Genomic DNA, 11,555 nt, shown 5'->3' on the forward strand with positions numbered 1-11,555 from the left:
CATCACGAGCGCACTACCGGGAACCGACGAGCGGCCCGCGGGAACATTCCGTGAGCGGATCACACCCCGACGGGAACATTCCGTGAGCGCTGACAGACGCCTACTCCGACGAGCACACCGACCTCGACGGATGGCCCTACGACGACCACGCCTATGGCCTGCGCGCGAGCAAGCGCGACGCCGACACCGCCGAGGCGTTCGAATCGCTCCGGTACGGGGCCCGTCACCTGCTGGCCACAGCGGAGACGCAACTGGGCTGCCTGCCGGAAGGTAGCGTGCAGAGCCGCTGGGTCTACCAGTTGGGTGTCCTGCACGCCGCCCTCGACCGGCTCGAGCAGCTGCACGAGCAGTGGCTGGAAACCCGAGACGCCCTTCCCGCCACCGCCATGCCCGGCACTACGGCCTTCGACGACGCCCTCGCCGAGTACCACGCCGAATCGTGGAGCTACCTCGACGACTGGGCCACCCATGGCAAGACACTCCGCGAGATCAACGCCGCTGCCCGCAAAGCCCCCTCACCTCTGGCACCTGCACCATCGCCGGCTCCCACGGCCGACCGGCGAACCCCGGCACGCAAGTGACCATGCCCCCGGCTCCCGAGACCGTCGAGGTCGACTTCATCACCCCGCGCCACCTGGCCGGTGGCGGTGACCCCGCCTGGATCACCATCCCCCTCCACCGCGCCTGCGGCTGGAGCCACGGCAACGACCCCCTGATGGCGCGCGTCCTGCTCTCCAGCCCCGACCAGAAAGCCCTCCTGCGCCTGGAGCCCGAACCCGACGGCCAGTGGTGGACCCTTCACCACGCTGCGGAGCCGGACCGGCCAGCGTGGTACGCGAGCTTCGGCGCCCTCACCCCGGTCGAACTGATCGCCGCCGTTACCGACGCCCTCACCGATCCGGCCGCAACCGCGAGCACACCGTCCGACCCGTACGAGCCGCTCCAACAGATCGGCTGGTCGCCCGCCTCCGCGGACAACAGCCTCGTGTCGCCCGACGGCACCGCGTACGTCCAGCGGCTGGGCAGCGCGGAGGAACCGGGCGCCTGGTTCTTCACCGCCGCACTCGGCCCGGACCGGCCAGTGTGGCAGGCCCGCTTCGGCGCGCACACTCCTGCGTACATGGTCGCCGCGTTCACCGCTGCGCTCGCCGATCCGAAGCCCGTACCGCGCATCGACAGCGGGCGCAGTCTCCCGACCCGCGACCCGAACGTCGTCAGCTGCAGGACCACGGACGTGCTCGCCGTGTACGTGGCCGGGGCGCTGGAAGAAAGCGTCCACTGCCTCGCTGCCCGGCACGCCACCTCGCCGACGAATCCGATCCCCTCGCGACAGCCGCCGGCCAAGAACCACCGCAGCCGCTGATCCCACCGCCCCCGTCCCCGCCCGGAAGCACGTAGCCCTTGCCCCCTTCCTCCTCCAACAGCAACACGGACGGGTACGACCTCGTCCTGCGCCTCCTGATCGGCGTCCTCGCCATCGTCGTCCCCCTCGCCCACCTCGCCTGGCTGTCCGGCAACGTCACCACCTACCTCACCGGCGCCGACTGGGCCCCCTACCAGCCGACCAACGCCCTGCTCCACCCAGATCAGCTGTGGCCCAAAGCGGGAGAGACGTCCCTGCTGATGGGTACCCGCGTCGTCCCTGTTGTCCTGCTCCTGGCCCTCGGTGTGGGGGTGGGCGTCCTGTGGGCCCGGCACAAGAACCGCAGCGGCGGCCGGAAGAAAAAGATCGCCGGCATGGCCAAGGCCCGCGACATCGAGCCGCTGATGGCCAAGGCGATCACCGACAAGGCCCGCTCCCTGCGCCCGAGCCTGAAGGACGCCAAGCACATCGAGGCCCGCGACACCGGCATCCTGCTCGGCAACCTGCAGGGCACCAAGCACGAGGTGCGCATGGGCTACGAGGACGTGGCCGTCGCCATCATGGCGCCCCGCTCGGGCAAGACCACCAGCCTCGCGATCCCCTCCATTCTCGCCGCGCCCGGCCCGGTCCTGCTGACCTCGAACAAAGCCGCCGGCGACGCCTTCACCGCGACCTACGACGCCCGCGCCCGCGTCGGACAGGTGTGGTCGATGGACCCGCAGCAGATCGCGCACGCCGCACGCGAGATGTGGTGGAACCCTTTGGCGGACGCCAAAACCCTGGACGGAGCCGGGCGGTTGGCCGGCCACTTCCTCGCCGCCTCGGTGGACGCGAGCCAGCAGGGTGACTTCTGGTCCAAGGCCGGGTCCAACATCCTCGCGCAGTTGTTCCTGGCCGCGGCCCTCGACGAGCGGCCGATCACCGACGTCATGCAGTGGCTGGCCTTCCCTGCCGACCGCACCCCGCTCGACATCCTCCGCGACCACGGCTTCGCCGCCGTCGCCGCCCAGCTCAAGGGCACGGTGGAGGGACCGCCGGAAACGAGGGACGGCATCTACGAGACCGCCCGCCAGTACGCCGCCGCGCTGCTGAACAGCGAGATCGCCGCGTGGGTCACCCCGCAGAAGGACACCGCCGAGTTCAAGCCGTCCGCGTTCGTGACCTCCACCGACACGCTCTTCCTGCTCAGCAAGGACGGCGGCGGCGGCGCCTCGGCACTGATCGCCGCGTGCGCGGACTCGGTGATGCGTGCCGCAACCGCACAGGCCGAACGCGCCGGCGGGCGCCTCGACCCGCCCATGCTCGCGATCCTCGACGAGGCCGCCAACGTCTGCAAAATCAGCGACTTGCCGGACCTGTACTCGCACCTCGGGTCGCGCGGCATCATCCCGATCACGATCCTGCAGTCCTACCGCCAGGGCCAGAAAGTGTGGTCGGACGCCGGAATGGACGCCATGTGGTCCGCCTCAACCGTCAAGGTCATCGGCTCCGGGATCGACGACCCGGACTTCGCGGACAAGCTCAGCCGTTTGATCGGCGACCACGACGTCGAGACGACCTCCACCTCGCACTCGGAGTCCGGCAAGTCGACCTCGGTCAGCATGCGGCAGGAACGAATCCTGCCCGCCGACGCCATCCGCGCCCTCCCCAAGGGCACCGCGCTCTGCTTCGCCACCGGTATGCGGGCCGCCATGCTGGACCTGCGCCCGTGGTACCTGGAGCCCGGAGCGGAGGAGCTGTCCGCAGCGTCGGCCCGCGCGTCCAAGGCGATCACCGCCCGCGCCGTGGCGAAGCACGCGCCGACGCAGTCCGACTTCGGGAAGGCCGTGTGAACGCCGCCCGGCTGCACCTGGTGCCGGTGCTCACGTGAGGCGATGGACTTCGTGCGCGCCTGGCACCGCCATCACCCGCCGCCCGCAGGTCAGATCTTCGCCGTCGGCGCCGCGAGGAGACCGGCACGCTGCGCGCCGTGGCTATCGTCGGCCGGCCGGTTGCCCGCCACCTTGATGACGGCACCATCCTCGAAGTCACCCGGACCGCCAGCGACGGCGCACGCAACGCCAACTCGGTGCGGTACGGAGCATCGTGGCGCGCGGCGAAAGCCCACGGTTACCAGCGCCTGATCACCTTTGCCCAGGCGGGCGTGAGCGGCGCGTCCCTGCGCGGCGCGGGATGGGGCCTGATCGCCGGCCGCCCGCCCCGGGCCGGATGGCACACCCCCTCCCGGCCTCGGGCCGCCGGCCACGGCACCGACCACATCGCCCGCTTCGTGTGGCAAGCCCCCTGAACCACATGCCTGGAGACGCCCTGCACACTTACGAACCCGCCGACCTCGACGAGATGTCCCCGCGCCAGGCCGTAGACGCCGTGACCGCGGACATCCGCGACCACCACATCACCGTGGACGGCACCGGCCTGTTCAACGCCGCGCGGCACATCGGCCTGCTGTGCCACCTCGCCGCCGTCATGGCCGACGACGTCGAATACCAACTGGCCCCGAACATCGCCAATCTCCCGCCCGCCGAGATCCTCGGCGCGAGCGCCGGCCACGTCGGGCGGGCCATCGCCCACTACACCCAGGCCCTCGCCCCGCTCATCACCCTCACCACCACGGCGCAGGACACGCTCCAGCAACAGCTCGACTCGCTGGACCACCACAGCCGCCTGCGGATCCACCTCGACGACGCCAGGCGGGCCCTGGCAGCAGCCCGTGCCGCGCTGGAGGTGCCGCGGACCCCCGCTGCTGCGAGCGCACCCACCCCAGCCCCGTTGCCCGCCCCGGCTATCCGGCGCCGCGCATGACGGCACCGCCCGCCGATGGCCTTCTCTTTGAAGTGGCCCCGCCACCGACGCCGGTTGAACGGCTCATGCTGCTCGCAGACCAGTACGTGCAACACAACGACACGCTCGACCGCCTCCTGCGAGCCGGATCGCAATCCGAACCCGACGCCCACGTCGCCTCTGCCCAGCGACTCGCCTCCGCGACCCGCACCGCCATCAAAGCAGTCACCGACGAACGCCTCTACGAAAGTTACGAGTTGTCGGACGCTGTGGTCCGTCTCCAGCAGCTCGCATTCCTGAGCAGCGCCTCCACGGACCACCGTCTTCCCATGGCGCGCACCCTGACCGCCCTGGCCCCCGAAGCCGCCATGAGCTGCGCCGACAGCATCGCCCACGAAATCCGACGCCGACGCTGGAGCACCACCGATGCTCCAGACCACCAGCTGACCGCCACGCAGCGCACCGCCCTCTGGGAGATCGCCTGCGGGCACGTCGTGGCCACCCGCTCCCTGGGACGGCAGTACGTCCACTACCGCGACGAGCGCGTACTCATCGGCACACTGCGGGCGCTGGAGGCGAACGCTCTGGCCGAGCGCGTCCCGAACTCCGCGACCTCCGCCTACACGGGCGGACCGCTTCAAGACCGAGTCCGTCTCACCGCCGCCGGCACCACCGCCCTGGCCGCTGCCATCAGCCGCCCGACCACCGCCAGGCCACCTGGCACGACACCCTCGCCCGCCCCCACCGCCGCGACGACGGCCACCCGAAGCCACTGACCGACCCTCCGGAGCCACACCACCCCATGCCCCTGCTCGACCTGGCAGAACACGCACAACAACTCCGCACTTTGGCGCGCGACTTCGAGGCCCTGCACGCTCGCGTTCGGGACGTCTCCTACACCCCCGGCACCGACGCGCTGCGCCAGATCAGCCCGCTCCTGCTCATGACCCAGGACCTGACGGCCACCGTCCTCGTCCGCCTGGGCGCGCTCGACTCCAGCACGTACACCAGCGTCGCCGACAGCCGCGCCAGCCTGGAGTGCCTGGCCTCGGTCGTGGTCGCCTCCTCCCTGGCCGGCAACGACCTCGCCAGCGCGCTGCACGCCAACCCCTATGAAGGGGCGCCGTTCCCCGGCTATCCGGCAGACGACGCGTCGGTGCGCACCGCTCGCCACGCCGAGGCCATCCCGAAGATGACCGGCCACCTCGCTGACGCCGCCCACCAGCTCGACCTGAGTGCGACCGGGTGCCACTACGTCGCCACCGGCATCACCCGCGACCTCGCCGCCACACGGGAGGGAGCGGCTACCGCGCAGCGATCTGCCGGCCCTCCGCTGACCAGCGCCCAGTACGACGCCCTCAAGGCACTCGCCCTCGGCGGAGGGCGGCTGTATGAGAGTTCGCAGCGGGGGCTGGGCGTGACCCGTGTCACCGCCGACGACGGCACCCGCATCTCGATCGCCACCTTCCGGGCCCTGAACAAGCGCGGGCTCATCGACTGGGACACCAGCACCTCCCTGGTCCACGGGCAGAAGATCACCGTCACCGAGCACGGGCGGCAGGCCCTGGCCAAGCCGCGCCCCGCAGCCACTGCGACTACCCCCGCGAAAGCCGTCCCCAGGACTCCTGCGGTGCAGAGAGCGCGCCGGTGACGCACTTCGCGCCCCAGGATCGCGTCCTGGTCTTCCCTCGCCATCTGGCGGGCGCCGGGACCGACCCGCTCGCCAACGCAATCCACCCGCTGATCCGCCTCTTCGGCTGGCCGAACGAGCACGAGCGTGACCGGACTGTCAGCAGCCCCGAGGGCACCCTGTTCGTGAGCTTCACCTCCCGCCGCACCAGAGGGCAGCGGTGACCAGTCGCCCACCACGAGCCGTTCTGGAAGGCGCAGTTCACTCGGTAGACCGCGATCAAGGCCATCGTCACCGTCACCCAGACTCTGCCTCAGCTGATCGGCGGCCAGGGCCGGGCCGCCGCGCAATCCCCCGGACGTGAAGCCCACACCACGCTGCGCACCCCGCCGCTGAACACCCTGCGTTCCCAGGCAATCCGTCCCCGCTCGCCCGCGAAGTACGGAGCTAAGGGCACAGGAAGCCGTATCGGGTCATCACCCCGCCACCCGCCGCCCGGCATACCGCCCACCGAAAACCCCTGGACCACCTTGTCTCTTCTGGACATCCCCGATGTGTTCATCGGGTCCACCGACGACGGGCACACCTTCGTCGTCCTCAACCGCCGCATCCGCGACACCGACCGGCTGCTGACCGATGCCGGATTCCTCACCCGCGAACACCTCGGCCGCACGCTCTACCTGCTGCCACCGAGCACCGCGCAGGACGCGCACGAGCGCGCTGGAATCGCGATGTACGGGCTCCTGGCCCATACCCACGACCTCGTCGACCTCTCCTGGACCACCCGCCAGGACGGCGCACCCCCGTCACGCGAGCCCGACGTGACCATCCGCTTCACCGACCACGCGGTCACCGCGACCGCGGCCACGGGCCAGGCCGACGCCATTCTCGCCCAGCACGGCTTCATATCAGCGGGGGAGAAGCAACAGTACGCACTGCCACCCGGACTCGGTGAACGCGACGCGCTCAGTGCCGTTGTCCGCGCCGAGGCCCACCTCTACGCCGACGGCAACAGCGTGCACATCGGCCTCGGCATCGCGACCCCGCAGGACATCCCACCGGCACCATCCCGCCCCGGTGCCGCCCCCGCACCGCCGCCCACCACACAGGTCCAGCGGCGCAGCCGCTGACCACCACCCGCTTCCCCCGGAGCACTGCACCATGCGCAAGCGCCGCCTGCCCTTTTGACCATTCGCTCTGCGGCGGCCGGCCTCCGAACGCAAGCTGCCCGCGCCGCCGCCCGGTCACGGTCAGCGCTGTACCCGTGGCCCGAACACCGGCGCACCTGCGCCTTGCCAGCCCCACACGATCACGCCGCTGACTCTCCCGCCCGGCCGTTGGGGGTCACCTCCCCGATATCCGCCCGCCCCCAGTACGGCGGCAAGCGCAGTGAGTTGCCGAACGGCCAGTTCCACCAACCCGGCCCGGACGGCGAACGGCTGCCCCCCTACTGATCCCCCCTTTGGAAGTCCTACCTGTGCGCAACCCGCCTTCTGCCACCGAGGTGTTGTCGGTCTCCGCCGCGGACGGCACTCGCCTGTCCGCCTACCGCGACACCCCTGCGCGCCCGCGTCCCGGCGGCGCGACGGTCGTGCTGGTGCACGGCGCATCCGTCACCGCGGACCTGTGGCGCGTCCACGCCCGGCACCTGACCAGTCTGGGCCTGACCGTCGTGCGCTACGACCAGCGCGCGCACGGTCACACCCCGCGCGGCCAGGCACCGCTGACGATCCGGCAGCTCGCCGACGACCTGCACCAGATCCTGACCCACGTCGTCCCCGCCGGGCCGCTCGTGCTCGCCGGCCATTCCCTGGGCGCCCTCGTCTTGCAGGAACTCGCCGCCCTGCACCCCCAACACCAGGCCCGCATCCGGGGCATGGTGCTGCTGTCGGCCACCGCACGCGGTGCGACCGTGCTGCCAGGACGCGACCCGCGCGCCTGGCTCCTGGCCGCCGGACGCAGCCTCGCCGCCCTGACCTGCACCCGGGCGCCCCGCACGGTGGACTTCCTGCGGCACCGGCTGCCCACCACACACCCCTACAGCCTCGCGCCCCACCCCGACCGGCCGGCCGACGGGCCACCGCGGTGCCGCCACGGCATCCGCCACACCCACACCCGCGATCTCGCCGACCTGTGGCAGTGCCTGCGCCGCTACCAGCCGCGCGACGCCACCGTGCTCAACCAGTTCGGCGACCGGCTGCTGCTGATGGCCGGCGCGGACGACCGGCACATCCCCGCCGCCCACACCAAGCAACTGGCCGCCCAACTCCCTGCCGTCCGCCTGGAGATCCTCCCCCGCACCACGCACGCGCTGCCCATCCGCCACCCCGCGCTCATCAGCGACCGCATCGCCCGCCTCGCCGCAGAACCGAGCCCCCACCACCCTCCTCACCCCCAGGACCGATCATTTCCGAACTCCCTGCCTTCCGGGCAATTTCACTAGGCGCCGGTATCCAGTCCAGCGCCATGCTCGCCCTCTCCGCACAAGGCATACTCCCGAAGGTCGACTACGCAATTTTCGCCGACACGGGCTGGGAACCGAGAGCCGTTTATTCCCATCTCGACCGGCTGGAGCGAGAAATAGCCAGACCCGCAGGCATACCCGTTCTCCGCGTATCGTCCGGAAACATACGCAACGATGCCCTGGACCCCGACCACAGGTTTGCGTCGATGCCGCTCTACATCCTGAACAAGGACGGAAATCCGGGGATGACCAGGCGGCAATGTACCGGGGAATATAAAATTAAGCCGATCAAGAAAAAGGTCCGCGAACTACTCGGCTACCCCTATCCCACACGCATCCCCAAGGGCGTCTTCGTCGAGCAGTGGGTCGGAATCTCCACCGACGAATTCCACCGGGCCAAGGACGCCGACGTCAAGTACATGCGCAACCGGCACCCGCTCATAGATATGGGCTGGTCACGGTCCGACTGCGTCCGCTATCTGACGTCGCTTGGCCTGGCCGACACTCCGAAATCGAGCTGCTTGGGTTGCCCTTTCCACGGAAACGCCCAGTGGCGCAACATCCGCGACAACTCTCCGGGGGAATGGGAGGACGTGGTGGAGTTCGACGCGGCCATCCGAAAGGGAAATGCCCGCGCGAACGCCACCGGCAACCGGCTGCTTGGCGAGGCGTTTCTCCACCGCTCCCGCGTGCCTCTCAGCGAGGCCCCCATCGATCATGTCACCGCCGCTGAATGGGCGGCGATGCAGCAGGAACTCACCGACAGCGGACCGGACCTGGAGGAGCTGGAGCAAGGAGTCACCGACGGCTGTTCTCCGTGGGCCTGCCGCGGTGAAGTCGAGTCGGCACAGGACGACTTCGGGCTGGCCTCTTGACCATCCTGGACCTGTTTGCGGGACCGGGCGGATGGAGCCACTCGCTTAACGTCCTCGGCGCACGGGACGTGGGCCTCGAATGGGATGAGTGGGCTTGCAAGACCCGTGCGGCGGCAGGGCAGTTGACCATTCGCACCGACGTGGCGCTGTATCCCGTCTGGCCCTTCCTCGGCAAGACCGCCGGGCTCATCGCGAGCCCGCCCTGCCAGGCATGGTCGATGGCCGGCAAGCGCCTCGGCCTGGTGGACCAGCCGCTCGTGCACCAGGCAGTGGCGGACCTCGCCGCCGGACGCGACACTCGCGAGAAGCTGCTGACCGCCTGCCGGGACGAACGCTCGCTGCTGGCCGCCGAGCCCATGCGCTACCTCCACGCCCTCAACACCGTCGGCGAGCCCGACTGGGTCGCCATGGAAGAAGTGCCGGACGTCCTGCCGCTGTGGAAGCAGTACGCCTCCGTGCTGCGCGGATGGGGGTTCTCGGTCTGGTACGGGATCCTCAACGCCGCCAACTTCGGCGTACCGCAAACCAGGCGGCGGGCAATCCTTCTCGCCTCCCGCGTCCGCACCGCCCAGCCCCCACCACCCACGCATGCCCAGACCGCCGAGCCGGAGAGCCTGTTCGGGCCGGGCCGTGACCGATGGGTGTCGATGGCCGAGGCGCTCGGCTGGGGCGCCACCGACCGACCCGTCCCTACCGTCTGCGCGGGCGGCGGACCGGGCGGCGGGCCCGAACCGTTCCCTTCAGGCTCCCGCAAGACGCTCTCCGACGCCCGGGAGCGCGGCACCTGGATGCCGCGATCGGAGGCTGTGGTCCTGCAGTCCCGCCGCGAAGGAGCCGGATGGGCCGCCCGGCACGGCACCCGCGAGAACCGGACCGCCACCGCCCCGGCGCCGACGTTCACCGCCGAGGCGCACCGCTGGTCCTGGTCCCTGCGCAGCAACAACCAGGCCAACGCCACCATCCGTCCGCTGTCCGAGCCGGCAGGCACGCTGTTCTTCGGTCACCGGGCGAACGAGTGCACCTGGGTCGCCGCACCGGCCCTCGCACCGACGGACGACACGGACACGGCGGCAGTGCCGGAGCCGATCCGGATCACCGCCCGCGAGGCCGGCCTCCTGCAGACCTTCCCCGCCGACTACCCCTGGGCCGGCAACAAGGGCCAGCAGTTCTCCCAGATCGGCAACGCCGTACCGCCGTTGCTCGCCGGACACCTCCTCGCCCCGCACCTCGGCGTCACCCTCGACCCCAACGACTTCACCCTCACCGCCTGATGCCCCGCACCCCCCAACCTGACGAGGACGGCGACCTCGACGACCTGCCCGACACGCATCCGCCGCCGCCCGTGCACTACGTCGAGCAGGCCCTCCTCGGCGCCCTCCTCCTCGATCCCCACCGTCTCGCCGACGTGACCGGCATCGCCGGCACCTCGTTCTCCACCGCCGCGCACTCCGCCCTGTACGCAGCGATCAGCACCCTGCCCCCGCCCGACCCGGCCGAGCACGCCAAGAACACCAAGTGGCTCGACCAGGTGCTCGCCGCGGGGCGCGAGCAGGCGCGCGGACTGACCGCCTCCTACCTGCACACCCTCATCCAGGTCTGCCCCTGGCCCCGCCACGCACCGGCCTACGCGCGGATGGTCGAGGCCGAACACGCCCGCCGCCGCCTGCAGAAGGCAGCCGAACGCCTCGTCCAGACCGTCCACGATGCCTCACACCCACACCCCGTCCAGGCGGTGCTCGCCGAGGCCGACGCGCTCGCCGCGGTCGTGGACGACATCGCGAGCCGGTTCCCACCGCGCGCCGGCGTCCTGCCCCGCACCCCCACACCGCCGCCAGCCATCCCGCCCAACTACACCGAGGCAGTCGAGGAGGAGCGGCTGCTGCTCGCGACCGCCACGGCCCACCCATCCGATATCGAGTCCGTCGGGTGGCTGCTCCCCGACGACCTCACCCTGCCCTTGCACGCCGGCCTGTGGCATTGCCTGACCGCCCTGGCCCGCCGCCGCGAGCCCGTCGACCCCGTCACCGTCCTGTGGGAGGCCCAACAGCGCGGCCTGCTCAACGACGGAAGCGAACCGGGCGAGGTGCTCCGCCTGCTGGCCGAACCGGCCGGTTCCGTGGAGTACTGGGGCGAGCGCGCCCTGCAGCGCTCCCTCCTGGCCACCGCCGATCACACCGGCCGACGCATCGAGGCGTACGCCGGCGACCCGGCGAACACACCGTTCCAACTCGTTGCCGGCGCCCGCCGATCCCTCGCCGACATCGGCGCCGTCCGCACCCGCTGGCAGCACGCCACCGCAACGGTCCCGCTGTCACGACCGCGACCCGCGCCCACCACCCGCGCCGGCCCGCCAACCACCACGGCCGCCCACATCACCCGCGCCGCACGAGCAACCCGATAGCACCCCGCATACGCCGGTGGCCCGGCCACCGGCAGAAGAGA

The 11,555-nt window shown here is 71.0% G+C and carries 13 protein-coding genes; all 13 read left to right on the forward strand.

The window, feature by feature from the left end:
* Positions 1-275: 275 nt before the first annotated feature.
* The 13 genes from ABZ855_RS19745 (at position 276) to ABZ855_RS19805 (ending at position 11,514) form a co-directional block, all read left to right on the forward strand.
* A complete protein-coding gene (locus ABZ855_RS19745) occupies positions 276-581 on the forward strand; it encodes a hypothetical protein (protein ID WP_360808440.1) in 306 nt (101 codons plus the stop codon).
* A gap of 2 nt (positions 582-583) precedes the next feature.
* A complete protein-coding gene (locus tag ABZ855_RS19750; protein ID WP_360808442.1) occupies positions 584-1,363 on the forward strand; it encodes a DUF317 domain-containing protein in 780 nt (259 codons plus the stop codon).
* 38 nt (positions 1,364-1,401) lie between these two features.
* Complete coding sequence (locus ABZ855_RS19755; RefSeq protein WP_360808444.1) at positions 1,402-3,195, forward strand: TraM recognition domain-containing protein; 1,794 nt, start codon at positions 1,402-1,404, stop codon at positions 3,193-3,195.
* Between the two features lie 59 nt (positions 3,196-3,254).
* Positions 3,255-3,650 (forward strand): XF1762 family protein, encoded by a 396-nt coding sequence (locus ABZ855_RS19760; protein ID WP_360808758.1) that lies wholly within the window; start codon positions 3,255-3,257, stop codon positions 3,648-3,650.
* 5 nt (positions 3,651-3,655) lie between these two features.
* The gene (locus ABZ855_RS19765; protein WP_360808446.1) at positions 3,656-4,165 is read left to right on the forward strand and encodes a hypothetical protein; all 510 of its coding nucleotides are present in this window, start codon (positions 3,656-3,658) and stop codon (positions 4,163-4,165) included.
* 65 nt (positions 4,166-4,230) lie between these two features.
* A complete protein-coding gene (locus ABZ855_RS19770; protein ID WP_360808448.1) occupies positions 4,231-4,920 on the forward strand; it encodes a hypothetical protein in 690 nt (229 codons plus the stop codon).
* 26 nt (positions 4,921-4,946) lie between these two features.
* The gene (locus tag ABZ855_RS19775; RefSeq protein ID WP_360808450.1) at positions 4,947-5,795 is read left to right on the forward strand and encodes a hypothetical protein; all 849 of its coding nucleotides are present in this window, start codon (positions 4,947-4,949) and stop codon (positions 5,793-5,795) included.
* On the forward strand, positions 5,792-5,998 hold the full coding sequence (locus ABZ855_RS19780; protein ID WP_360808452.1) for a hypothetical protein: 207 nt from the start codon (positions 5,792-5,794) through the stop codon (positions 5,996-5,998). The genes ABZ855_RS19775 and ABZ855_RS19780 overlap by 4 nt, the downstream gene beginning before the upstream one ends.
* A gap of 306 nt (positions 5,999-6,304) precedes the next feature.
* On the forward strand, positions 6,305-6,904 hold the full coding sequence (locus tag ABZ855_RS19785; RefSeq protein ID WP_360808454.1) for a hypothetical protein: 600 nt from the start codon (positions 6,305-6,307) through the stop codon (positions 6,902-6,904).
* Between the two features lie 347 nt (positions 6,905-7,251).
* Complete coding sequence (locus ABZ855_RS19790) at positions 7,252-8,217, forward strand: alpha/beta hydrolase (RefSeq protein WP_360808456.1); 966 nt, start codon at positions 7,252-7,254, stop codon at positions 8,215-8,217.
* A gap of 23 nt (positions 8,218-8,240) precedes the next feature.
* Positions 8,241-9,113 carry a hypothetical protein gene (locus tag ABZ855_RS19795; protein ID WP_360808458.1) on the forward strand — a complete coding sequence of 291 codons (873 nt, stop codon included), beginning with the start codon at positions 8,241-8,243 and terminating at the stop codon, positions 9,111-9,113.
* Entirely contained in the window at positions 9,110-10,384 is a 1,275-nt protein-coding gene (locus ABZ855_RS19800; protein ID WP_360808460.1) for a DNA cytosine methyltransferase, read from the forward strand. The genes ABZ855_RS19795 and ABZ855_RS19800 overlap by 4 nt, the downstream gene beginning before the upstream one ends.
* Positions 10,384-11,514 carry a DnaB-like helicase N-terminal domain-containing protein gene (locus ABZ855_RS19805; protein WP_360808462.1) on the forward strand — a complete coding sequence of 377 codons (1,131 nt, stop codon included), beginning with the start codon at positions 10,384-10,386 and terminating at the stop codon, positions 11,512-11,514. The genes ABZ855_RS19800 and ABZ855_RS19805 overlap by 1 nt, the downstream gene beginning before the upstream one ends.
* Positions 11,515-11,555 lie beyond the last annotated feature (41 nt).

This window comes from Streptomyces sp. NPDC047042, assembly GCF_040644035.1.
In the GTDB taxonomy this organism is placed as follows: Bacteria; Actinomycetota; Actinomycetes; order Streptomycetales; family Streptomycetaceae; genus Streptomyces.

What these genes read in the sequence shown, in the direction of transcription:
- ABZ855_RS19750 (WP_360808442.1), top strand. Translation starts at nt 584, where the DNA reads ATGCCCCCGGCTCCCGAGACCGTCGAGGTCGACTTCATCACCCCGCGC.
- ABZ855_RS19765 (WP_360808446.1), top strand. Translation starts at nt 3,656, where the DNA reads ATGCCTGGAGACGCCCTGCACACTTACGAACCCGCCGACCTCGACGAG.
- ABZ855_RS19770 (WP_360808448.1), top strand. Translation starts at nt 4,231, where the DNA reads ATGCTGCTCGCAGACCAGTACGTGCAACACAACGACACGCTCGACCGC.
- ABZ855_RS19775 (WP_360808450.1), top strand. Translation starts at nt 4,947, where the DNA reads ATGCCCCTGCTCGACCTGGCAGAACACGCACAACAACTCCGCACTTTG.
- ABZ855_RS19795 (WP_360808458.1), top strand. Translation starts at nt 8,241, where the DNA reads ATGCTCGCCCTCTCCGCACAAGGCATACTCCCGAAGGTCGACTACGCA.
- ABZ855_RS19805 (WP_360808462.1), top strand. Translation starts at nt 10,384, where the DNA reads ATGCCCCGCACCCCCCAACCTGACGAGGACGGCGACCTCGACGACCTG.